Annotated in this window: 20 protein-coding genes; 15 read left to right on the top strand and 5 right to left on the bottom strand. The window is 67.9% G+C overall.

Translation table 11 applies throughout. The features are described from left to right. Positions 1-9 precede the first annotated feature (9 nt). Together AC3ERS_RS13255 and AC3ERS_RS13250 are read left to right on the top strand one after the other, a co-directional pair. Positions 10-1,047, top strand: coding sequence for an LLM class F420-dependent oxidoreductase (locus tag AC3ERS_RS13255; protein WP_431967084.1), 1,038 nt, complete (start codon positions 10-12; stop codon positions 1,045-1,047). A 22-nt stretch (positions 1,048-1,069) separates the two neighbouring features. Then, positions 1,070-2,668, top strand: a complete 1,599-nt coding sequence (locus tag AC3ERS_RS13250; protein ID WP_431967082.1) for an acyl-CoA synthetase — start codon at positions 1,070-1,072, stop codon at positions 2,666-2,668. 471 nt (positions 2,669-3,139) lie between these two features. Here AC3ERS_RS13250 and AC3ERS_RS13245 read toward each other — a convergent pair whose 3' ends face one another. Continuing rightward, complete coding sequence (locus tag AC3ERS_RS13245) at positions 3,140-4,141, bottom strand: sigma-70 family RNA polymerase sigma factor (RefSeq protein WP_431967080.1); 1,002 nt, start codon at positions 4,139-4,141, stop codon at positions 3,140-3,142. 177 nt (positions 4,142-4,318) lie between these two features. Here AC3ERS_RS13245 and AC3ERS_RS13240 point away from each other — a divergent pair, with 177 nt between their 5' ends. Then, a complete protein-coding gene (locus tag AC3ERS_RS13240) occupies positions 4,319-4,738 on the top strand; it encodes a VOC family protein (RefSeq protein WP_431967078.1) in 420 nt (139 codons plus the stop codon). Between the two features lie 58 nt (positions 4,739-4,796). Here AC3ERS_RS13240 and AC3ERS_RS13235 read toward each other — a convergent pair whose 3' ends face one another. Next, positions 4,797-5,579 (bottom strand): crotonase/enoyl-CoA hydratase family protein, encoded by a 783-nt coding sequence (locus tag AC3ERS_RS13235; protein ID WP_431967076.1) that lies wholly within the window; start codon positions 5,577-5,579, stop codon positions 4,797-4,799. Positions 5,580-5,638: 59 nt separating this feature from the next. Between AC3ERS_RS13235 and AC3ERS_RS13230 the strand changes: the two genes are divergently transcribed. Next, positions 5,639-7,288 carry an acyl-CoA synthetase gene (locus AC3ERS_RS13230; protein WP_431967074.1) on the top strand — a complete coding sequence of 550 codons (1,650 nt, stop codon included), beginning with the start codon at positions 5,639-5,641 and terminating at the stop codon, positions 7,286-7,288. Between the two features lie 85 nt (positions 7,289-7,373). On the opposite strand, the gene AC3ERS_RS13225 is transcribed toward AC3ERS_RS13230, so the two are convergent. Continuing rightward, complete coding sequence (locus AC3ERS_RS13225) at positions 7,374-8,552, bottom strand: FAD-dependent monooxygenase (protein ID WP_431967072.1); 1,179 nt, start codon at positions 8,550-8,552, stop codon at positions 7,374-7,376. 100 nt (positions 8,553-8,652) lie between these two features. Here AC3ERS_RS13225 and AC3ERS_RS13220 point away from each other — a divergent pair, with 100 nt between their 5' ends. Continuing rightward, the gene (locus AC3ERS_RS13220) at positions 8,653-9,240 is read left to right on the top strand and encodes a TetR/AcrR family transcriptional regulator (protein WP_431967070.1); all 588 of its coding nucleotides are present in this window, start codon (positions 8,653-8,655) and stop codon (positions 9,238-9,240) included. An 82-nt stretch (positions 9,241-9,322) separates the two neighbouring features. Here the strand turns inward: AC3ERS_RS13220 and AC3ERS_RS13215 are convergent, their stop codons facing one another. After that, the gene (locus AC3ERS_RS13215; protein ID WP_431967068.1) at positions 9,323-10,426 is read right to left on the bottom strand and encodes an acyl-CoA dehydrogenase family protein; all 1,104 of its coding nucleotides are present in this window, start codon (positions 10,424-10,426) and stop codon (positions 9,323-9,325) included. Between the two features lie 21 nt (positions 10,427-10,447). After that, positions 10,448-11,641: an acyl-CoA dehydrogenase family protein gene (locus tag AC3ERS_RS13210; protein WP_431967066.1), complete on the bottom strand. Its 1,194-nt coding sequence runs from the start codon at positions 11,639-11,641 to the stop codon at positions 10,448-10,450. Between the two features lie 151 nt (positions 11,642-11,792). Between AC3ERS_RS13210 and AC3ERS_RS13205 the strand changes: the two genes are divergently transcribed. The 10 genes from AC3ERS_RS13205 to AC3ERS_RS13160 all read left to right on the top strand — a co-directional run bounded on the left by AC3ERS_RS13205 (position 11,793) and on the right by AC3ERS_RS13160 (position 22,022). Then, a complete protein-coding gene (locus tag AC3ERS_RS13205; RefSeq protein WP_068055768.1) occupies positions 11,793-11,981 on the top strand; it encodes a ferredoxin in 189 nt (62 codons plus the stop codon). Positions 11,982-12,025: 44 nt separating this feature from the next. Continuing rightward, complete coding sequence (locus AC3ERS_RS13200; RefSeq protein ID WP_431967063.1) at positions 12,026-12,931, top strand: 3-oxoacyl-ACP reductase; 906 nt, start codon at positions 12,026-12,028, stop codon at positions 12,929-12,931. A gap of 296 nt (positions 12,932-13,227) precedes the next feature. Then, complete coding sequence (locus tag AC3ERS_RS13195) at positions 13,228-13,992, top strand: MlaE family ABC transporter permease (protein ID WP_431967061.1); 765 nt, start codon at positions 13,228-13,230, stop codon at positions 13,990-13,992. A gap of 4 nt (positions 13,993-13,996) precedes the next feature. Next, positions 13,997-14,848: an MlaE family ABC transporter permease gene (locus tag AC3ERS_RS13190; protein ID WP_431967059.1), complete on the top strand. Its 852-nt coding sequence runs from the start codon at positions 13,997-13,999 to the stop codon at positions 14,846-14,848. A 6-nt stretch (positions 14,849-14,854) separates the two neighbouring features. After that, positions 14,855-16,024 carry an MCE family protein gene (locus tag AC3ERS_RS13185; protein WP_431967057.1) on the top strand — a complete coding sequence of 390 codons (1,170 nt, stop codon included), beginning with the start codon at positions 14,855-14,857 and terminating at the stop codon, positions 16,022-16,024. Beyond that, positions 16,021-17,046, top strand: a complete 1,026-nt coding sequence (locus AC3ERS_RS13180; RefSeq protein WP_431967055.1) for an MCE family protein — start codon at positions 16,021-16,023, stop codon at positions 17,044-17,046. Before AC3ERS_RS13185 ends, AC3ERS_RS13180 begins: the two co-directional genes overlap by 4 nt. Further along, positions 17,043-18,104 carry an MCE family protein gene (locus AC3ERS_RS13175; protein WP_431967053.1) on the top strand — a complete coding sequence of 354 codons (1,062 nt, stop codon included), beginning with the start codon at positions 17,043-17,045 and terminating at the stop codon, positions 18,102-18,104. The genes AC3ERS_RS13180 and AC3ERS_RS13175 overlap by 4 nt, the downstream gene beginning before the upstream one ends. Next, on the top strand, positions 18,101-19,363 hold the full coding sequence (locus AC3ERS_RS13170; RefSeq protein WP_431967051.1) for an MCE family protein: 1,263 nt from the start codon (positions 18,101-18,103) through the stop codon (positions 19,361-19,363). The genes AC3ERS_RS13175 and AC3ERS_RS13170 overlap by 4 nt, the downstream gene beginning before the upstream one ends. Next, positions 19,363-20,607 (top strand): MCE family protein, encoded by a 1,245-nt coding sequence (locus AC3ERS_RS13165; protein ID WP_431967428.1) that lies wholly within the window; start codon positions 19,363-19,365, stop codon positions 20,605-20,607. The genes AC3ERS_RS13170 and AC3ERS_RS13165 overlap by 1 nt, the downstream gene beginning before the upstream one ends. Further along, entirely contained in the window at positions 20,604-22,022 is a 1,419-nt protein-coding gene (locus tag AC3ERS_RS13160) for an MCE family protein (protein ID WP_431967049.1), read from the top strand. Before AC3ERS_RS13165 ends, AC3ERS_RS13160 begins: the two co-directional genes overlap by 4 nt. The last annotated feature ends 25 nt before the right edge of the window (positions 22,023-22,047 follow it).

Here is a 22,047-nt window from a genome sequence, read left to right as displayed (position 1 = left end):
GGGACGACCATGAAGTTCGGATTGCAACTCGGATATTGGATGGCGCAGCCGCCGCGGAACGCGGGGGAGTTGGTCGTGGCGGCCGAGAAGGCGGGCTTCGACGCCGTCTTCGCCGCCGAATCGTGGGGCTCGGACGCCTTCGGTCCGCTCACCTGGTGGGGTTCGTCGACCGAGCGGGTTCGGCTGGGGACCTCGGTGGTGCAGATGTCGGCGCGCACGCCCGCCGCGACCGCGATGCACGCGCTGACCCTCGATCACCTCAGCGGCGGTCGTGCGATCCTCGGGCTCGGGGTATCCGGTCCGCAGGTGGTGGAGGGCTGGTACGGGCAGCCGTTCGCCAAACCCTTGCAGCGCACCCGCGAGTACGTCGGCATCATCCGCCGCATCCTCGCGCGCGAGGCGCCGGTGACCAGCGACGGACCGCACTACCCGCTGCCGTACACCGGGCCGGGCGCGACCGGGCTCGGTAAGCCGCTCAAGCCGATCGTGCACCCGCTACGTGCGGATTTGCCGATCTGGCTGGGCGCGGAAGGTCCGAAGAACGTGGCGCTCACCGCCGAGATCGCCGACGGCTGGCTGGCGATCTACTACGCGCCGCGGTTGGCGAACATGTACAACGACTGGCTCGACGAAGGCTTCGCCAGGGTGGGCGCGCGCCGATCGCGCGAGGACTTCGAGATCGCGGCCAGCTGCCAGGTGGTGATCACCGACGACCCCGGCGCCGAGCTGGAACGGATGCGCTGGATCATGGCGCTCTACATCGGCGGCATGGGTGCGCCGGAGCTGAACTTTCATGCCCAGGTCTACCGGCGGATGGGCTACGAGCGCGAGGTCGACGAGATCGGCAGGCTGTTCCAGGCGGGCAAGAAGGCCGAGGCGGCGGCCGTGGTCCCGGACGAGCTGATCCTGGACACCGCCATCATCGGTGACGAAGGTCATGTGCGTGAGCAATTGAAGGTCTGGGAGGCCGCGGGCGTCACCATGATGCTCGTGTCGGTTCCGGATATCGAGCAATTGCACCGGCTCGCACCCCTTGTCGATCAGTAGAACGCGTTCTAAATTCAATGGGGTGACTGCCTCACCCGCCCCGTCCGCTCCGCCTCCGCACAATCCCCCTGCGCAGGAGTCGGTGAACATTCTCGGCCTGTGGAACATCGCGAAAGCCGAACCCGATCGGATCGCCATGGTCGATCCCTCGGGCCGCGAGGTGACCTATCACGAACTGGCCACGCTCGCCGACCGCTACGCCACCGGGCTGCGCGCCCTCGGCCTGCGGACGGGCGACGTGCTGGTGAGCATGGTGCACAACTGCGTCGAGGCGGTCGCCGCCTACTTCGCGGCCTACCAGTCGGGGCTCTACATCGTGGCGGTGAACTGGCATCTCACCGGCCCCGAGGTGGCCTACATCCTCCAGGACAGCGAGGCGAAGGCGTTCTTCGCGAGCGACCGGTTCGCCGCCGCCGCGAAGGCCGCCGCCGACGAGGCGGGTCTGCCTCCGACGGCGCGCTTTTCGGTCGGTGAGATCGAGGGCTTCAAGTCGGTGGCCTGGCTCGGCGCGGCCGACACCGGTCGTCCGTCCGAGCGCAGTACGGGCGCGCCGATGCTCTACACCTCGGGAACCACGGGGCGTCCCAAGGGAGTTCGGCGTCCATTGACCGGCGCCGATCCCGACGTGGTCCCGCCGCACACCAACGCCTTCTTCGGCTTGTTCGAGCTGGCGCCCTACGACGATCACGTGCACATCTGCGGGTCGCCGCTGTATCACACCGCGGTGCTGAACTTCGCGACCATTTCGATCCAATTGGGGCACAAGCTCGTTCTCATGGACAAGTGGGAAGCCGAGGAGATGCTGCGCCTGATCGACAAGTACCGGGTCACCCACAGTCACATGGTGCCCACCCAATTCCACCGACTGCTTGCGCTGCCGGAGGCGGTGCGCGCGAAGTACGACGTGTCCTCGCTGCGCAGCATGGTGCACGGTGCGGCGCCGTGTCCACAGGAGACCAAGCGCCAGATGCTGGAGTGGTGGGGCCCGACGGTCACCGAGTACTACGCGGCGACCGAGGGCGGCGGCACGGTGATCAACGGCGCCGACTGGCTGCGCAAGCCCGGCTCGGTCGGCAAGGCGTGGCCGTGGTCGGTGATCAAGGTGCTCAGCGAGGAGGACGGCAGCGAGGTCCCCGTGGGTGAGACCGGCCTGGTGTACATGAAGATGGGCGCGTCGAGCTTCGAATACCACCACGACAAGGCCAAGACCGACGACGCCAGGGTCGGCGATCTGTTCACCGTCGGCGACATCGGCTATCTCGACGAGGACGGCTACCTCTACCTGTGCGACCGCCGCTCGGACCTGATCCTCTCCGGCGGCGTGAACATCTACCCCGCCGAGATCGAGGGCGTGCTCATCACCCACCCGAAGGTCGCCGACGTCGCGGTCTTCGGTATCCCGCACCCGGATTGGGGTCAGGAGGTGAAGGCCGTGGTCCAGCCGGTGGACGGCGTGGAGCCCAGCGAAGCGCTCACCGCCGACATACTCGCCTTCGCCGCAACGCGATTGGCGAAGTACAAGATGCCGCGCTCGATCGACTACCTGCCGGAGCTGCCCCGCGACCCGAATGGGAAGTTGTACAAGCGGAAGTTGCGGGACAGGTACGTGTCGGCGTCGTAGGGGTTCGGGGCGCGCGTCGTTGGGTTGTGTAGGTGCGATTGTGCCTTCGGGCGGATGTCGTTGGCTCGCGCCGGTGGCGGGGTTGGTCTTCGCGGTGCGTCGTTGGCTTGCCTAGGCGGTAGATGGCCTTCGGGCGCGTCGCTGGTTCGCGTACGCCGTCGGGTTGTTTCGGGGCGCTTCGTTGGCCCGCGTACGTGGTAGGTGGCCTTCGGGCGCGTTCGGTTCGCGTACGTAGTGGGTTGGTCCGGGCGGATCGTCGGGTACGGCACTCGACGTGCCCAGCACCGCTTCGAGGCAAACGTTGGTAGGCAAGCTAATTGGACCAGCTCAACCTGGGTTCACGTCGCGCGATCGGCCGTTCGACTAACGTGCCGACAACGTGGAACCCGGCCGCCGGTCCCACCGCCCGACCCTGGGCATCCACCGGAACCCAACTGTCGACCGGCGAAACCCAACCCTTGGCAAACCCCCTCACGCAACAGCTTCGCGCAACTCCATCGGCAACCCGAACATCGGGAACAGCCGCTCCGTGTCCAGGAAGAAGTTCAGTCCCGCGATCGTGTCGCCGTCCAGTTCCAGCACCGTGATCGACCACGGCACGAAGACGCCCGGCTCCTCGGTCGGCTTGTAGTGGCCGAAAGCCGGCAACCCGTTCGCGCCTTCCAGCCGGACCATCCGGGATCCCTCGCAGGCGCTGCCGGTGCCGAGCATGAACGCGGCCACGTTGTCCGGGCCGGAGATCCACAGCTCGAAGGGCGGCATGGACAGTGCCACATCGGCTTTCAGCAGGGTGGTGAGCGTGTCCATGTCGTAGGCCTCGAAGGCGGCGACGAAGTCATCGATCAGTTTGCGCTGATTGTCGTCGGATTCGTCGTAGCCGTCGGTGCTGGTCGGCTGCACCTTGGACATGGTGGCCCTGGCGCGCTGCAAGGCGCTGTTCACCGACGCGGGTGACATGGTCAGCGCCTCGGCGGTCTCGTTCGCCGAGAAGCGCAGCACCTCGCGCATGATCAGGATGGCGCGCTGGGTCGCGGGCAGATGCTGACATGCCGCGACGAAGGCCAGGCGCAGGGTGTCCTTGGTGGCCGCGTGTTCGGCCGGATCCGCCCCGAAGGCAAGGGCATTCGGGATCGGCTCGATCCAGACGTAGTCCGGCTGCGGCGCGGGCAGCGGCGAATCCGGCCTACCCGGGCCGGACAGATCCATCGGCCTTGCCCGGCGCTGCGGACCGTCGAGCATGTCCAGGCAGACGTTGGTGGCGATGCGGTACAGCCAGGACCGCAGGCTGGCCCGGCCCTCGAAGGAGTCATAGGACTTCCACGCCCTGGTGAAAGTCTCCTGCACCGCGTCCTCGGCCTCGAAGGAGGAACCGAGCATGCGGTACGCGTAGGCGCACAGCTCCCGCCGGTGGCTCTCGAACGACGCGAGTACGTCGGGGGAGAGGGTGGTGGACGGGCTCGACGAGTCGCTCATGGGTGCCACCATGCCACAGCCCACTGACACAAAACAGGCCCGAAAACCAGGTCGCGGGCCGACCAAGATCGGCGAAATTCGAGTGACGACGATCACAGATCGCCGCTGCGATGAGTTCGCGCCGCGGGGTCCGTCTCTATGTGTGAACACGCCGATGCGCCCCGAGAGGACGAGAACATGAGCAGCAAGATGATCTTCATCAATCTTCCGGTCACCGACCTGGACCGGTCGAAGGCCTTCTACGAGGCACTGGGCTGGAAGGTGAACCAGGACTTCACCGACGTGAACGCCTCCTGCATAGTCATCGACGACAACATCTGTCTGATGCTGCTGACCAGGGAATACTTCAAGACCTTCAGCACGCGCCCGATCGCGGACACCGTCTCGACGGCGGCCGCAGGCTACGCCCTCTCGCTGTCCAGCGCGCAGGAGGTCGACCAGCTGACCGAGGCCGCGGTGGCCGCGGGCGCGACCGAGGAAGTCAACGAGGAGAAGCGCGCCCAGGAGGCCGAGGTCGGTATGCACGGCCGTACCTTCATCGACCCCGACGGCCACCAGTGGGAGCCGTTCTGGATGGACTACCCGGGCGCCAACTGACGCAGGAACACAACGCGGCCCCCGTGCGCGAACGCGCCGGGGGCCGAGCCGTATTCGCTCACCGACCGGTGAAAGTGGGCTTGCGCTTCTCCGCGAAGGCCTTCGGCCCTTCCTTGGCGTCGGCCGACTTGAAGACCTCGGCGCCGAGCTGGGCGTCGATCTTGAAGGCCTCTTCCTCGTGCATGGCCTCGGTGTCGCGGATGGTGCGCAGAATCGCCTGCACCGCGAGCGGGCCGTTGGCCGCGATCAGGTCGGCCAGTTCGAGCGCCTTGTCCAGCGCCGTGCCGTCCGGGACGACGTGCCCGATCAGGCCGATCTCCTTGGCCTCCGCCGCGGTGACGTGCCTGCCGGTGAGCAGGATGTCGGCGGCGACGGTGTAAGGAATCTGGCGCACCAGGCGCACCGCGGAGCCACCGAGCGGGAACAGGCCCCAGCGCGCCTCGGACACACCGAACTTCGCGCTCTGGCCCGCCACGCGGATGTCGGTGCCCTGGAGGATCTCGGTGCCGCCCGCGATGGCCGGGCCCTCGACCGCCGCGATCAGCGGCTTGGTGAGCCTGCGGCCCTTGAGCAGCGCCTCGATCTTGGACAGGTCCCAGCCGCCCCCCTTGAACGAATCGCCGGGGTGCTGAGTGGTCATCGCCTTGAGGTCCGCGCCCGCGCAGAAAGCGCCGCCCGCGCCGGTCAGGATCGCCACCCGGATGTCCGGATCGCTGTCCACCTGGTCCCAGGCGTCGCGCATGATCGCCATCATTTCGGCCGACAGCGCGTTGCGGGCCTCCGGCCGGTTCATGGTGACGATGAGAACGTGATCGCGCTTCTCGACGAGGCAGTGCGGCATTGCTGATCTCCTGACTTTCGAGCCTTGTCAAGAACAGTAACACGTTCTATTTTTAGCGTGTGAGCCACAACATAGCCGACCTCGTCGAACATGCCATCGACCTCATGCCCGATCGCGTCGCGCTGGCCGACGACGGCCGTGAGGTGACCTATGCACAGCTGGAGGAGCGCGCCAACAAATTGGCGCACTACCTGCTGGAACAAGGCGTACAGCCGGGCGACAAGGTGGGCATCTACTCGCGCAACACCATCGAGGCCGCCGAGGCCATGGTCGCGGTGTTCAAAGCGCGGGCCGTGATGATCAACGTGAACTACCGATACGTCGAGAACGAGTTGCAATACATCTTCGACAATTCGGACATGGTCGCGCTGATTCACGAGCGCCGCTACAGCGACAAGGTGGCCGCGGTCCGGCCCGCGATCTCGCAACTGCGCACCGTCATCGTTGTGGACGACGATACGACCGGCGCCATCCCCACCGCAGCGGATTCGGTGGAATACGAAGCGGCCCTCGCGCAGTCCTCCGGCGCGCGCGATTTCGGCGAACGCTCCCCGGACGACCTGTACATGCTCTACACCGGCGGCACCACCGGCATGCCCAAGGGCGTGATGTGGCGGCAGGAGGACGTGTGGCGCGTGCTCGGCGGCGGCATCAACTTCCTCACCGGCGAATACGTCGCCGACGAATGGGATCTGGCGAAGCTGGGCGCGGCCAACCCGCCGATGACCCGGTTCCCGATCCCGCCGATGATCCACGGCGGCTCCCAGTGGGCCACCTTCCAGAGCCTGTTCGGCGGCGGCAAGACCGTGATGATCCCCGAGTTCACCGGGCACGGCGTGTGGCAGCACATCGACCGCCACGGCATCAACCTCATCTTCATCACCGGCGACGCCATGGCCAGGCCGATGCTGGACGCGCTGATCGAGGGCAACCCGGAAACCGATGCGCCCTACGATCTCTCGACGCTGTTCGCGATCGCCAGTAGCGCGGCGCTGTTCTCGCCCGCCATCAAGGAGAAGCTGCTCGATCTGCTGCCGAACCGGATGATCACCGACTCGATCGGGTCGTCCGAGACCGGTTTCGGCGGGTTGAGCATGGTCGCGAAGGGCGCGGCGCACACCGGCGGGCCGCGGGTGAAGATCGACGCCTCCACCGAGGTGCTCGACGAGCAGGGCAATCCGGTGGCGGCCGGATCCGGCCAGATCGGCATCCTCGCGCGCAAGGGGCACATTCCGCTCGGCTACTACAAGGACGAGGCCAAGACGGCCGCGACGTTCAAGGAGTTCAACGGAACTCGCTACTCGATCCCCGGCGATTACGCGCGGGTCGAGGAAGACGGCACCGTCACGATGCTCGGCCGCGGTTCGGTCAGCATCAACAGCGGCGGCGAGAAGATCTTCCCGGAGGAGGTCGAGGGCGCGCTGAAATCGCACCCCGAGATCTTCGACGCGCTGGTGGTCGGCGTCGACGACGAGCGCTGGGGTCAGCGCGTCGTCGCGGTGGTGCAGTGTCGCGGCGACAACCGGCCCACCCTGGAGGACCTGCGTCCGGTGCTGACCAAGGAGATCGCGCCGTACAAGCTGCCGCGCAGCCTCTGGTTCGTCGAGGAGATCAAGCGTTCGCCCGCGGGTAAGCCGGACTACCGCTGGGCGAAGGCTCAGACCGAGGAGCGCCCGGCGGACGAGCAGGCCGAGGCGAGCGCCAAGTAGTCACGAGGGCAGGAAGGGGCCGCCGCGATCATCGCGGCGGCCCTTTGCCGTGTGCCGAATATCGAGGCCCGAGTGCGTCTTTCGGTCAGCGGTTCGTCAGCTCGGCCAAGCGGAAGGCGAGCCGGGTGCGAATCGCGGGGATTCGGCTCAGCGTCGAAAGCGCGGTGTTGCGCGCGAGCCTGGCGAGGCGGGGGCGCAGCGTGGCCATCTTCGTCATGCGGTCGGTGAACGCCACCACTTCCACGGCGACCGGACGGCGGGTGGCCTCGTACTCGTCCAGGAGGGTCTGCGGCTCGCCGGCCAGCACCCGCGCGAGCAACGGGCCGAGGGCGGCCGCGTCCTGGATACCGGTGTTCATGCCTTGCCCGCCCGCCGGGCTGTGCACGTGCGCGGCGTCGCCCGCCAGTAGGACGCGACCCGCGCGGTAGCGGTCGGCGACCCGGTGGTGCACGCGGAATCGCGAGCTCCAGAGCACTTCTCGCACCCGCACGTCGCCGCCGGGGCCGCGGGCGTCGAGGATCGCCTGGATGTCCTCGGCGGTGGGGTGTTCGGGCGCTTCGGCCACGGTGGCGACCACCCGGTAGCGATCGGGTTCGGCGTCGTCGGGCAGCGGCGCGACCACCGTGACGCCCTCCGGCGAAAGGTGCAGCGCCACTTCGTCCCTGGCGATCGGCCAGGCCATGCGGACGTCGGCCAGGACGAACGAGGCCGGGTAGGTGTCGCCGGTGAAGCCGATGCCCGCCTGTTCGCGCACGGTGCTGTGCATGCCGTCGGCGCCGATCACGTAGTCGGCGCGGATCGTGCCCGTGGTGTCCTCGGCGTCGGTGTATTCGACGGTGACGCCGTCGTTTTCCTGCACCACCCGGGTGACCACGTACGGCCGGTGCACCTGCCCGCCCGCCTTGTGCAGGCGCTCGAGGAGCACCGCCTCGGTGGTGTCCTGCGGGGTCATCAGGGTGTACGGGTACGGGGTCGGGAGCTTGCCGAAGTGGATGGTCGCGAGGGTGCGCGCGCCGTCGTGCACGGTGAAACGCGGAACCTGGATGCCGCGCAGGATCAGTTCGTCGGCGATGCCGAGCTCGGCGAGCACCTCGAGGGTGCGGGCGTGCACGACGGCGGCGCGGGAAGTGTTGGCGCCCTCGGCGAGCCGGTCCAGCACGACGACGTCGACGCCCGCGTCCGCGAGGGTGATGGCGGCGGTGAGTCCGGCGGGTCCGGCGCCGACGACGAGTACGGAGGTGGTGCGGGGGAGCGGGGCATTCATGGTGGCTCCTAGGTCAACATCTGTAGGCCAACGCTTGTTGTCATAACGATAGATCGGTACGCGCGCAGATGTCAACAGTTGTTGGCCTACAATTGTTGGCATGACAGAGTCGTCCGATCACGCCCCTGCCCGTCGCTCCGACGCGACCCGCGCCGCGATCCTCGACGCAGCGCGGGCGCGGTTCGCCGCCGAAGGGTTCCGCAAGGCCACCATTCGCGCCATCGCCGCCGACGCCGCCATCGATCCGTCCATGGTGATGCGCTATTTCGGCAGCAAGGACGGCCTGTTCGCGGCGGCCGTCGACATCGATCTGGAGCTGCCCGATCTGGCCGCCGCCGAGCCGGACACGCTGGGCGAGTTGCTGATCCGCCGCTTCCTCGCGATCTGGGAGGATCGGCAGAACACCGTCCTGTTGATCCTGCTTCGCTCGTCCATCACCGACGACGCCGTCTCCGACCGCTTCCGCGTGATCTTCGCCGAACAGGTACTGCCCGCGGTGCTGCGCTTCGGCGACCCGGCCGACGCCCCCCGCCGCGGTGGCCTCATCGTCACCCAACTCCTCGGCCTGGCCCTGTGCCGCTACGTCCTACAAATCCCCCCGGTCGTCGCCATGACCCCACCCCAGCTCATAGCCGACATCGCCCCCACCCTCCAGCGCTACCTGACCTCCACCCCACCCGCCGTGTAGCACCCGCGCTCGAAGGCTCTCGGCCCGAAACGGCGATCGGCCCGTCGGTTGTGCCGACGGGCCGATGTCAGGGTGGTTCGGATCAGGATGGGTTGGCGAGGAGGGCGCCGAGGGCGCGGAGGTGGTCGGTGCCTGCGCCGAGGGCGAATTCGTTGTGCTTGGCGGCGGTGAAGTAGTTGTGCACGATGTGGTCGCGGTCGATGCCGACGCCGCCGTGCACGTGCACGACGGTGTGGGCGACGCGGTGGCCCGCGTCGGCGGCCCAGAACTTGGCGGTGTGCACGGCCTCGGCGGCGGGCAGGTCCTCGGCCAGCCGCCAGGCGGCCTGGGTGACCGCGAGGCGCAGGCCCTGGACGTCGATGTAGGCGTCGGCCAGGCGCTGTGCGACGGCCTGGAAGCTGCCGACGGCCTTGCCGAACTGCTCGCGCTCGCGGGCGTAGTCGGCCACCAGGTCGAGCGCCTTCTCGACGGTGCCGAGCTGCTGGGCGCTGAGCCCGAGCCAGGCGCGGGTGAGGATCCAGTCCAGCAGATCCGCGCCGCCCTCCACCGTGCCGACCAATTCGGCCGGGGTGTCGGTGAATTCGACGCCGAATTCCGCGCTGAGGTCGACCACCTGCTGCGCGGTGACCTGCACCGACGCGTCGGCGGGGTCGACGAGGAAGACCGCGGGCACCCCGGAGACCGTGGCGGGCACCAGGATTCGCGCGGCGCGGTCGGCGTAGGGCACCGTGGTCTTGGCGCCGGTCAACCGCCAGGCGCCTCCGCTCTCGCGGGCGACGGTGGTCGGCTTGGCGGGCTCGTAGTTGTGCTCCTCGGCCAGTGCCGCGGTGAGGATCGCGCCGCCCTCGCCCGCCCGCGTCGCCAGCGCGCGCTGTTCCTCGGAACCGAACCGCGCCAGCGCGCCCGCGCCGACCACGATCGACCACAGGTACGGCACCGCGGCGACCGACTTGCCGAGTTCGCGCAGCACCGCGGTCTGCTCGAGCGCGTCGAGGCCGCTGCCGCCGACGTTCTCCGGCAGCGCCGCGGCCAGCACGCCGGTCTCGGCCAACGACTTCCACAGCGGCTCGTCGAACCGGCCCGCCACGTCGAGTGCGCGCAACCGGTCGGCGGTGACGAGCTTGCCGCACACCTCGCCGGTCAGGCGGGCCAGGTCGAGCTGGGCTTCGGTGGGGGTGAAATCCATGGTGGTCTCTCTGCTTTCTGCTCAGCGCGCCGCGGCAGGCTGGCGGAGGGCGGTCATGGCGATGATGTCGCGCTGCACCTCGTTGGTGCCGCCGCCGAAGGTCAGGATCAGCGCGGCCCGGTGGAAACGCTCCAGGCGTCCGCGCAGTTCGGCGCCGGGCGAGTCCTGGCGCAGATAGGCCTGCGGGCCGAGCACTTCCATCAGCAGCCGGTACGCCTCGGTGGCCAGCTCGGTGCCGTAGACCTTGCAGGTCGAGGCGTCCCACGGGCGCGGCGCCGCGTCGCCGCCCGCGTCGGCGCGGCTGGCGATCTCCCAGTTCAGCAGCTTGAGGTATTCGACCTTGGCGTGCACCTTGGCCAGGTTCAGCTGCACCCATTCCTTGTCGATGACGCGCGAGCCGTCCCCCGCCTTGGTGGTGCGGGCCCACTCGACGGTCTGGTTCAGTGCGACCGTCAGCGGGCCCGCCGAGGTGAGCGCGACGCGTTCGTGGTTGAGCTGGTTGGTGATCAGCGCCCAGCCGCCGTTCTCCTGGCCGACCAGCGAGCTCACCGGCACGCGCACGTCCTGGTAGTAGGTGGCGCTGGTGTCCGGCCCCGCCATCGTGTGCACCGGCGTCCAGGAGAAGCCCTCGGCCGTGGTCGGCACGATGAGCATGCTGATGCCCTTGTGCTTCTTGGCGGTCGGGTCGGTGCGCACCGCGAGCCAGACGTAGTCGGCGTAGGCGATCAGGCTGGTCCACATCTTCTGGCCGTTGATCACGTACTCGTCGCCGTCGCGCACCGCGGAGGTGCGCAGGCTGGCCAGGTCGGTGCCCGCGCCCGGCTCGGAGTAGCCGATGGAGAAGTGCAGCTCGCCCGCGGCGATCTTGGGCAGGAAGAACTTCTTCTGTTCCTCGCTGCCGTAGTGCATGATCGTCGGAGCCACCGAGTTGATGGTCAGGAACGGCACGGGCGCGCCGGCGATGGCGGCCTCGTCGGTGAAGATCAGCTGGTCCATGGTCGGCCGGTCCTGGCCGCCGTACTCCTTGGGCCAGGCCAGCGTCAGCCAGCCGTCGCGACCCATCTCCTGGACGACCTCGCGGTAGACATTGCCGTGCCCGTACTCACCGGTCGTCGCGCTCAGCGCGGCCCGGCGCTCCGGTGTGATCAGCCGAGCGAAGTAGTCGCGCAACTCGGCGCGGAGCTCTTCTTGCTGCGGCGTGTACGCAATGCGCATGGCAAAACCTCATGTCGTTAGATTCGCTTGTCCCGATGATTGCATATCGACTGAAACATGTTCCAGTATTGCCCAGGAATCCGGCCGATGGCGGCGCGTGTGACCGCGCAGGCTTGTAGGCTTTGAGATGAGTCGCAGATAAGGAGTTTCCATGAAGGTCAGTGTCGATCGGGATCTGTGCGAGGCGAACGGAATCTGTGTCGGAATCGCCCCCGACGTGTTCGAACTCGATGACGAGGACCAGCTGCACATCCTGACCGCCGAGGTGCCCGACGACCGCCTCGGCGATGTCGAGGATGCGGTGGCGCAGTGCCCGAAAGCCGCGCTGAAGCTTCTGTGAAAGTTTCTTGCCAGTAGGTTGGAACACGTTCTAAAGTCGGGCCGGTGAACGAAACTGATCTGAGCTTGGCGGGCCGTGTGGCGATCGTGACCGGCGCGGGCGCGGGACTCGGCAAGGCCGAGGCGCTCGCACTGGCGGGCGCGGGCGCGTCGGTGGTGGTCAACGACCTCGCGGAATCCGACGCGGTCGCCGAGACGCTGGCCGAGATCCGGGCGCTGGGAGCCAAGGCGGAGTTCGTCGCGGGCAGTATCGCGGAGCGCGCCACGGCCGACGCGCTGATTCGCACCGCCAACGAGGCGTTCGGCAGCGTGGACGTCGTGGTCAACAACGCGGGCATCACGCGTGACCGCATGCTGTTCAACATGTCCGACGAGGACTTCGACGCGGTGCTCGCGGTGCACCTGCGCGGGCATTTCCTCTTGTCCCGCAATGCCGCCGCCTACTGGCGTGTCAAGTCGAAGGAGGCGGGCGCGCCGGTCTACGGCCGCCTGATCAACACTTCCTCCGAGGCGGGTCTGCTCGGCCCGGAGGGGCAGGCCAACTACGGTGCGGCCAAGGCGGGCATCACCGCCCTTACCCTCTCGGCCGCGCGTGCGCTCTCGCGCTACGGCGTGCGGGCCAACGCGATCGCGCCCCGTGCGCGGACGGCGATGACCGAAGCCGTGTTCAGTGCGGCCCCCGAAGCCGGAATCGATCCACTCTCGCCCGATCATGTGGCGCGTCTGGTCGCCTACCTCGCCTCGCCCGCGGCCGATTCGGTCAACGGGCAGTTGTTCGTGGTCTACGGACCGATGGTGGCGCTGATGGCCGCGCCCGTCGTCGAGCGGCGCTTCGACGCCGCCGGGGCGGCGTGGGACTCCGCCGACCTCGCGGCCACGCTCTCCGGTTACTTCGCCGAGCGCCCGGCCGGGCAGACCTTCTCGGCTTCCTCGGTGACCGAACTCGGCTGATCGCCGGGCGATCGCCTCGGTCGTCGATGATTAACTGATCAACTGTCCAGCTGTTGATCATGAGTCCAGCACTTGGTAGACATGGGTGACCGGTGTGTGACGCCTCACAAAGGCGTCACCGCCTACGTATGACACACGTTTCATATTCGAGGTCCGTCATCTAGAAAACGTGCAGTTCAAATGTGACGAAAACGGCACGGCGACCATGTGAACATGTTCTAATCAATCCGGCGACGCGGCCATGGTGCCGTGTCGCGCCATGAGCAGTACGTGCAGTTGAGCTAGGAGGATCGCGGATGAACGAGGTCCTTGCTGTCCCGTTGCGGGCCGTCGGTGGGTTCTTCGAACTCACCGCCGAGGTAGCCCGCGCGAGCGTCCGCAGGCCCTTTCAAGCGCGTGAGTTCATCGATCAGTCCTGGTTCATCGCGCGCGTGTCCATCGTGCCGACCCTGCTGGTCGCGATCCCGTTCACCGTCTTGGTGAGCTTCACGCTGAACATTCTTTTGCGCGAGATCGGCGCGGCCGACCTCAGTGGTGCGGGCGCGGCTTTCGGCTCGGTCACCCAGGTCGGACCGATCGTCACCGTGCTCATCGTCGCGGGCGCCGGCGCCACCGCGATCTGCGCGGACCTGGGCGCGCGCACCATCCGAGAAGAGATCGACGCGATGCGCGTCCTCGGCATCAACCCCGTGCAGCGGCTGGTGGTGCCGCGGGTGCTGGCCTCGATGTTCGTCGCGCTCATGCTCAACAGCCTGGTGTGCACGATCGGCATCGTCGGCGGCTTCCTGTTCTCGGTCTATCTGCAGGACGTGAACCCGGGCGCCTTCGTCAACGGCATCACGCTGCTCACCCATCTGCCCGAGCTGATCATCTCCGAAGTGAAGGCCGGATTGTTCGGGCTGATCGCCGGACTGGTGGCCTGTTACCTCGGCCTGAACGTCAAAGGCGGTCCCAAGAGTGTCGGTGATGCGGTGAATCAGACCGTCGTCTTCGCCTTCATGGCCCTGTTCGTGGTGAACGTGGTGGTCACCGCCGTCGGCATCAAGTTCACGGTGCGGTGACGCGATGGCCTTCGTGATCCAGTCCCGGTTTCCCCGCACGGTGCGGCGGGCGCGCCGGATGTCGGACTCGCTGGACTCGGTGGGCAAGCACGCCGTGTTCTACGCGCAGGCGCTGGCCTCGATGCCGCGCGCCCTGACCCACTACCGAACCGAGACCATCCGGCTGATCGCCGAGATCAGCATGGGCACCGGCGCACTCGCCGTCATCGGCGGCACGGTGGTGATCGTCGGCTTCCTGACGCTGTTCGCGGGCGGCACCATCGCTGTGCAGGGCTACAGCTCGCTGGGCAATATCGGCGTCGAGGCGCTGACCGGCTTCTTCTCCGCGTTCATCAACGTGCGCATCGCGGCGCCGGTGATCTCGGGCATCGGCCTTGCGGCGACCATCGGCGCGGGGTCCACCGCGCAACTCGGCGCCATGCGGGTCTCGGAGGAGATCGACGCGCTCGAGACCATGGCGATCCGGCCGGTGCCGTTCCTCGTCGGCACCAGGGTGCTGGCCGGGATGATCGCGATCGTGCCGCTCTACGCGCTGGCCGTGATCGCCTCGTTCGTGGCGGCGCGGTTCGCCACCGTGGTGATCTACGGGCAGTCGGCGGGCGTCTACGACCATTACTTCTCGACGTTCCTCATCCCCAGCGACATTCTCTGGTCCTTCGCCCAGGCGATCTTCATGGCACTCGCGGTGATGATGATCCACACCTATTACGGCTATTTCGCCGCGGGCGGACCGGTCGGCGTGGGTGTGGCTGTCGGCAACGCGGTGCGGGCCTCGCTGGTCGCGGTGGTCACGGTGACTCTGCTGATCTCGCTGGCCATCTACGGCACCTCCGGCAACTTTCATCTTTCCGGGTAGGGCGGTATGGAGAAGATCAAATACAAACTCGCCGGCCTGGGAATGGTGCTCGTGCTGGTCGCCGTGGTGGCGATCGCGCTGACCATGTTCCTCGGCGGGTTCACCAAGACCGCGACGGTGCTGGTCGAGGCGCCGCGCAGCGGCCTGGTGCTCGACCCGGACGCCAAGGTGAAGCTGCGTGGGGTCGAGATCGGCCGGGTCTCCGAGGTGACCCAGCACAACGACGGCGCCGAGCTGAAGCTGGCGATAGACCCCGAACTGCTGAAGATGGTGCCCGCCAACGCGGGCGTCGACATCAGGTCCACCACCGTTTTCGGCGCGAAGTACGTCAACTTCGTTGTGCCGGAACAGGCATCGTCGAAATCGTTGCAGCCGGGCGCGACCGTCGTCGCCGAGCAGGTGACCGTCGAGTTCAACACGCTGTTCCAGCATCTGTCCGACGTGCTGGCCAAGGTGGAGCCGGAGAAGCTGAACGCGACGCTCTCCGCCCTCGGCACCGCGCTGCAGGGCCGCGGCGAGACCCTCGGCGAGCTGCTGGTGAACCTGGACGTCTACCTGCGCGAGATCAACCCGACGCTGCCGACACTGCAACAGGATTTCGCGGCCACCGCCGACGTGTCGAACCTGTACGCGGACACCGTGGGTGATTTGCTGCGGACCGTGGACAACGCGGTAGCCACCAGCCAGACGCTGGTCGACGAACAGCAGGGCCTCGACGACGTGCTCGCAAACCTGGTCGGCCTGGCCGACACCACGGGCTCGGTGCTGCGCGAGAACGAGAACAACCTCGGCACCGCGCTCGATCTGCTGCGCCCGACCACCGGCCTGCTCGAGGAGTACGCGCCCGGCCTGCACTGCATGATCAACGCGATCGGGCGGCTGATGCCGATTGCCAACATGATGTTCGGCGGTCTGCAGCCGGGCGTCACGATGAACACCAACTTCATGTTCGGCGCCGAGCCGTACAAGTTTCCGGAGGATCTGCCGAAGGTGAACGCGACCGGCGGCCCGCGCTGTGAGGGGCTGGACAACCGGGTGCCGGGCAGCCACGCGAACTACATCGTCACCGATACCAACGAGGGCACGCCCTACGTGCCGTCGATGAAGCTCGAATTCAACGGCCCCAAGGTGTTCCAGCTGCTGTTCGCCGGGCTTCCGGGGGTGAGCGCGCCGTGAAGAACACCGCGACGACGGTGAAGCTGGCCATCTTCACCCTGGTGATGACGCTGGTCTTCGCCGGACTGGCCATCGTGTTCAGCCAGATGCGCTTCGCCAGGGAATACGGATACCACGCCGTGTTCACCAGCTCTTCGGGCATGTTGCCCGGGGCGAAGGTGCGCATCGCGGGCGTGCCGGTCGGCTCGGTCACCTCGGTGAAGGTGGGCAAGGACAACCTGGCGCACGTCGAGTTCGACGTCGACCGCAAGCACCAGCTGCTCACCAGCACCCGCGCGACGATCAAATACGAGAACCTGGTCGGCGACCGGTACATGGAGCTGCTCGACGGGCCGGGCTCGGCCGAAAAGCTGCGCCAGGGCGGCACCATCGGCACGGACAAGACCGCGCCCGCGCTGGACCTGGACATGCTGCTCGGCGGCTTCAAACCGCTGCTGCGCGGGCTCGATCCTGGCCAGGTGAACGACCTGACCAACGCGCTCTTGCAGATCTTCCAGGGCCAAGGCGGCACGCTGGTCTCGCTGCTCAACAGCGGCGGCTCGTTCGCCAAGACGCTCGGCGAGCGCGACGCGCTGATCGGCAGCGTCATCAACAACCTGAACGCCGTGCTCGCGACCATCGATGAGCGTGGCGAGCAGTTCGACACCACCCTCACCGAATTGCAGCGGTTGGTCAGCGGCCTCGCCGCCGACCGTGATCCGATCGGCGACGCGCTGCCGAGGATCGCGGGCGCCACCGGCGACCTCACCGACCTGCTCGCCCAGGCCCGCCCGGACCTGCGCGGCACGATCGAGCAGACCGGCAGGCTGGCCACCAACCTGGACAACGGCTCGGACACCGTCCAGTGGGTGCTGGAGCGGCTGCCGGAGACCTACCGGAAGCTGATCCGCATCGGTTCCTACGGCTCCTTCCTCGCGCTCTACATATGCAGCACGAACTTCATCGTCGACGGACCGAACGGACAACCGCTGCACATCAACATGCCCGGCGGACAGGAGACGGGAAGGTGCGCCCCCGAATGAACGAGCGATCCCCGGCCGTCACGATCGGTATCGTCGGCATCGTCGTCGCGATCGCGGTGGCGCTCTCGGCCTTGCAGTTCGACCGGCTGCCGTTCATCCGCGGCGGCGCGATCTACACCGCCTACTTCGCCGACGCGGGCGGGCTGGCGCCCGGCGACCCGGTGCAGGTCGCCGGCGTGCGCTCGGGCCGGGTCGACGATGTCGAGCTGGCGGGCGCCAAGGTACTGGTGAAGTTCACTCTCGACGAATCGATCGTCTTGGGTGACAAGACCTCCGCGGCCATCAAGACCAACACCGTGCTCGGGCGCAAATCCTTGGAGCTGCTGCCGCAGGGCCAGGGCGCGCTGCGCCGCGACGACACCATTCCGCTGGAGCGCACCACCTCGCCGTACTCGCTCAATGAAGCGCTCGGCGATCTGGCGGGCACGGTGCACGGCCTGGACATGGTGAAGGTCGACGAGACGCTGGACGCCCTCTCGGAGACCTTCGCCGACACCCCGGCCCCGCTGCGCGCGGCGCTGGACGGCGTCACTCAGCTCTCGCGCAGCATCAACGCGCGCGACGAGGCGCTCTCCGAACTGCTGCGGCGGGCGCAGAACGTCACCAAGATCCTGTCCGACCGCAGCGCCCAGATCAACGCGCTGCTGCTCGACGGCAACGAACTACTCGGCGAGCTGGACCGCCGCCGCACCGCGATCCAACAGCTGATCGTGTACGTGAACGGGCTCGCCCAGCAGCTTTCCGGCTTGGTCGCCGACAACGAGGCGCAGCTGAAACCCGCGCTGGACCGGCTCAATTCGGTGCTCGCCCTGCTTCAGCGCAACCGCGACAACCTCACCCAGGCGCTCGACGGGCTCGGCCCGTTCGCCGCCGCGCTCGGCGAGCAGGTCGGCAACGGTCCGTGGTTCAACGCCTACGTGGTGAACGCGACCTCCGTCGGTCTGCAGCCGTTGGTCGACGCGCTGGTGTGGCCGCAGCACCTGCCGGACGACCTGCGCAACTTCTTCTTGAACCCGCCCCCGTCGATCGGGCCTGCGGTCCAGGAGCCGCCGCGATGAAAATGCCGAAGGTTGTTCAGAAAGGCCCGCGCTGGGCGTGGGTGGTCGCGGGCGTGCTGGTCGCCGCACTGGTGGCGGTCGGCGCGTATCGCGGCATCACCAAGATCGGGACCACCACCGTCACCGCGTTCTTCCCGTCGACGACGGGCCTCTACGTCGGCGACGACGTGCGGGTGCTCGGCGTCGACGTCGGCGAGATCGACAAGGTCGAGCCGGGTCGCGATCAGGTCCGGGTCGAGTTCACCATCCGCCGCGGCATCGACATCCCCGCCGACGCGCGCGCGGTGATCATCTCGCCCTCGCTGGTCTCGGCCCGCTTCATCCAGCTGGCCCCGGCCTACACCGGCGGGCCCAAGCTGGCCGACGGCGCGACCATTCCGATCCAGCGCACCGCCGTACCGGTCGAGTGGGACGACATCAAGGCCGAGTTGTCCAAGCTGGCAACGACTCTGGGCCCGGTGGGCGACGACGAACAGGGCTCGTTCGGGCGCTTCATCGACACCGCCGCGAACAACCTGGACGGCAACGGCGACCGGATGCGCGAGACCCTCCGCGAGCTCTCCGCCACCCTGAACACCCTCTCCGATGGCCGCACCGACCTGTTCGGCACCATCCGCAATCTGCAGCAGTTCGTCGAGGTGCTCTCGGCGAGCAACGAGCAGATCGTGCAGTTCGGCGGCAGACTCGCCTCGGTGTCCTCCGTGCTGGCCGGCGTCTCGGCGGATCTCGGTGCGGGACTGGACAATCTGGACCTCGCGATGGCGGACGTCAAGCGTTTCCTGGACGGCAGCGGAGCCGAGCTCACCGAGGGCGTGCAGCGGCTGTCCGACGCCACCCAGATCCTGGTGGACAAGCGCCCCGAACTGGAACGGGTGCTGCACTCGGGTCCCACGGCGCTGGTGAACTTCTACCAGCTCTACAAGCCGGCCCAGGGCACCATCACCGGCGCGGTCGCGCTGAACAACACGGCCGACCCGCTGAGCTTCCTGTGCGGCTCGGTGCGCGCGCTGGAGGAGAACGATTCGGATCGCTCCGCCGACCTGTGTGCCACCTACCTCGCGCCGGTGATCGACTCGCTGGCCATGAACTACGCGCCGATCATGCTGAACCCGGCCACCGGCGTGCACGCCTTCCCCAACCAGATCGTCTACAGCCCGCCCAGCCTGGAGGAGCGCGTTCCGGTGCAGACGCCGCAGCCCGCGCCGATCACCGTGCCGAACGGGCTTGCGGGCCTGGCCATTCCGGGAGGAGGTCGATGATGCGACCGATGCGCAAGACCGCCGTCCTCGCGATGGGCGTCGCGCTGACCCTCGGCGCCACCGGTTGCCAGTGGGACGGCCTGAACTCGTTGCCGATGCCGGGCGCCGAAGGCACCGGCGAGGGCTCGTACCAGGTCAGTATTCAGATGCCGAATGTCACCACGCTGACCCAGAATTCGCCGGTGCGCGTCGACGACGTCCCAGTGGGGACGGTGACCGGCATCGAGGTGCAGAACTGGCACGCGCTGGTGACCGTCTCGCTGGACGGCAACGTGAAACTGCCCGCCAACGCGACCGCCAAGATCGGTCAGACCAGTCTGCTCGGCAGCAACCACATCGAGCTCGCCCCGCCGACGGACGTGCCGCCCGAAGGCCAGCTGAAGGCGGGCGACGTCATCCCGCTGGACCGTGCCGGGGCGTACCCGACCACCGAGCAGGTGCTCTCCTCGTTGTCGGTCGTGCTCAACGGCGGCGGCGTAGCACAGCTGGAAACCATTACCCGCGAACTGAATTCCGCGCTGAGCGGACGCGAGGACGCGATCCGCGACCTGCTGCCGCAGCTGAACGAGCTCACCACCAACCTGGAGGCGCAGACCGGTGACATCATCGCCGCGCTGAACGGGCTGGACCGGCTCGGCGGGCAGCTCGCCCAGCAGCGCGCCGTGCTCGGCTCGGCGATCGAGCGCATCCATCCGGCGCTGACGGTGCTCGCCGACCGGCGGGAGAACATCACCCACGCCCTCACCGCGCTCGGTGAGCTCAGCGACGTGACGCAGCGGGTGATCAGCACCAGCGGCGAGAACCTGAAGGCGAACCTGGCCAGTCTGGAGCCGGTGTTGCGGCAGCTGTCCGACACCGGAAACAACCTCATCGAGTCGCTGAAGATCCTGCTCACCTTCCCGTTCCCGATGGAGAACATCGACAAGGCGATCAAGGGCGACTACCTGAATCTGTTCATGACGGTGGACATGACGGGCAAGCGCCTGGACTCGAACTGGCTCACCGGCACCCCGCTCGGCGGCCGCTTCGGCGGCGTCGAGGGCATCGTCGGCAGCTTCGCGCCGCCCACCGCCAGCGAAAGCGGCAACCCGGCGACCGGTCCGCTGCAGCCACCCGCCCAGGGCCAGCCGACGCCGACCATTCCCGGTCTGCCGCCGATCCCCGGTCTGCCCGCCATTCCCGGCCTGACCGTGCCGCTGCCGGGAGCGGGAGACACTGCGCCGCAAGGGAGTCCGGGCCGATGAAGCTCACCCGATTCGTCCGCGTCCAGCTCGGCATCTTCGCCGTGCTGACCGTCATCGGCCTGACCATCATGGCGGGCACCTACGTGCAGCTGCCCGCCATGTTCGGCATCGGGCGCTACGACGTCACCGTGCAGCTGGCCGCGACCGGCGGCCTCTACCCGCACGCCAACGTGGCCTATCGCGGCACCAATGTCGGCAAGGTGCAGGAGGTCCTGCTCACGCCGGAGGGCGTGGAGGCGAAGCTGTCCATCGACAGCGACTACAAGGTCCCGTCCGACGTCGACGCCTGGGTGCGCAGCGTCTCGGCGGTCGGCGAGCAGTACGTCGACCTGATTCCGGCGGAAAGCCCCAGGGGCGGCAATCTCGCGGCGGGCGCGGTGATCCCGCAGGAGCGCACCAAGCTGCCGCAGGACGTCGGCACGCTGCTCGATCAGACCGACCGCCTGCTCTCCAGCGTGGCCGATACCCGGCTGCGGCAGGTGATCGACGAGGCCTTCCGCGCGTTCAACGGCGCGGGACCCGACCTGCAGCGGTTCATCGACTCCGCTTCGTTGCTGGTGCAGGAGGCGCAGAACAGCAGCGAGCCGACCAAGAAACTGATCGAGCAGATCGGCCCGCTGCTCGACACCCAGATCCGCTCGGACGCGGCGATCCGGTCGTGGACCGCCGACCTGGCCACGGTGACCGATCAGCTGCGGGCGCACGATCCGGCGCTGACGAACATCCTGCGTGACGGCCCGGCCGCCTTGCAGCGCGTGTCCACGCAGTTCCAGGATCTGAAACCGACGCTGCCGCTGCTGCTTTCGAACCTGGTCAGCCTGGGGCAGGTCACCACGATCTACCACGCGGGCCTCGAGCAGATCCTGGTCGTGTACCCGCCATTGGTCGCCGCGCTGATGACCGCGGTGCGGGGACCGGTCGAGTACGGCGTGCTCGTCGACTTCATGATGACCATCAACGATCCGCCCGCCTGCACCACCGGCTTCCTGCCCGAAGACGAGCGCCGCTCGCCGAGCGAACTGAACTCCGTGCCGACCCCGCCCGGTCTCTACTGCAAGATTCCGCAGGACTCGCCCATCGAGGTGCGCGGTATCCGCAACACGCCGTGCATGGAGTACCCGGGCGTGCGCGCGCCGACGCCGGAGCTGTGCCGCACCGGTTACGTTCCCATCGGCGACAACCCGCCGTTCGGTCCGCCGCGGCCGGTGGCGCCCGCGAGCGGTCCCGCGCCCGAGGACACTCAGGTCGCTCCCGCGTCGTTCAGTACGCCCGCGGCCGCCAAGTCCTACGATCCGGCTACCGGCGTGTACATAGGCACCGACGGTCGCACCTACCGACAAGGTGATGTCGGGCCCGGCGGTTCCGGCACGGTACCGCCGAGCTGGCAGGCGATGCTCGAGGAGCAGCAACGATGAGTGAAATCAGCGGAGATGCACATCG

The sequence above is a fragment of the Nocardia sp. bgisy134 genome, assembly GCF_057708325.1.
This window is presented reverse-complemented; position numbering and strand designations above follow the sequence as displayed.

Coding starts and splice junctions, on each gene's coding strand:
- AC3ERS_RS13215 (WP_431967068.1), bottom strand. CDS start 10,426: ATGGATTTCACCCCCACCGAAGCCCAGCTCGACCTGGCCCGCCTGACC.
- AC3ERS_RS13220 (WP_431967070.1), top strand. CDS start 8,653: ATGACAGAGTCGTCCGATCACGCCCCTGCCCGTCGCTCCGACGCGACC.
- AC3ERS_RS13235 (WP_431967076.1), bottom strand. CDS start 5,579: ATGCCGCACTGCCTCGTCGAGAAGCGCGATCACGTTCTCATCGTCACC.
- AC3ERS_RS13255 (WP_431967084.1), top strand. CDS start 10: ATGAAGTTCGGATTGCAACTCGGATATTGGATGGCGCAGCCGCCGCGG.
- AC3ERS_RS13185 (WP_431967057.1), top strand. CDS start 14,855: ATGGAGAAGATCAAATACAAACTCGCCGGCCTGGGAATGGTGCTCGTG.
- AC3ERS_RS13245 (WP_431967080.1), bottom strand. CDS start 4,141: ATGAGCGACTCGTCGAGCCCGTCCACCACCCTCTCCCCCGACGTACTC.
- AC3ERS_RS13170 (WP_431967051.1), top strand. CDS start 18,101: ATGAAAATGCCGAAGGTTGTTCAGAAAGGCCCGCGCTGGGCGTGGGTG.
- AC3ERS_RS13165 (WP_431967428.1), top strand. CDS start 19,363: ATGCGACCGATGCGCAAGACCGCCGTCCTCGCGATGGGCGTCGCGCTG.
- AC3ERS_RS13225 (WP_431967072.1), bottom strand. CDS start 8,552: ATGAATGCCCCGCTCCCCCGCACCACCTCCGTACTCGTCGTCGGCGCC.
- AC3ERS_RS13195 (WP_431967061.1), top strand. CDS start 13,228: ATGAACGAGGTCCTTGCTGTCCCGTTGCGGGCCGTCGGTGGGTTCTTC.
- AC3ERS_RS13190 (WP_431967059.1), top strand. CDS start 13,997: ATGGCCTTCGTGATCCAGTCCCGGTTTCCCCGCACGGTGCGGCGGGCG.
- AC3ERS_RS13210 (WP_431967066.1), bottom strand. CDS start 11,641: ATGCGCATTGCGTACACGCCGCAGCAAGAAGAGCTCCGCGCCGAGTTG.
- AC3ERS_RS13240 (WP_431967078.1), top strand. CDS start 4,319: ATGAGCAGCAAGATGATCTTCATCAATCTTCCGGTCACCGACCTGGAC.
- AC3ERS_RS13175 (WP_431967053.1), top strand. CDS start 17,043: ATGAACGAGCGATCCCCGGCCGTCACGATCGGTATCGTCGGCATCGTC.
- AC3ERS_RS13160 (WP_431967049.1), top strand. CDS start 20,604: ATGAAGCTCACCCGATTCGTCCGCGTCCAGCTCGGCATCTTCGCCGTG.
- AC3ERS_RS13205 (WP_068055768.1), top strand. CDS start 11,793: ATGAAGGTCAGTGTCGATCGGGATCTGTGCGAGGCGAACGGAATCTGT.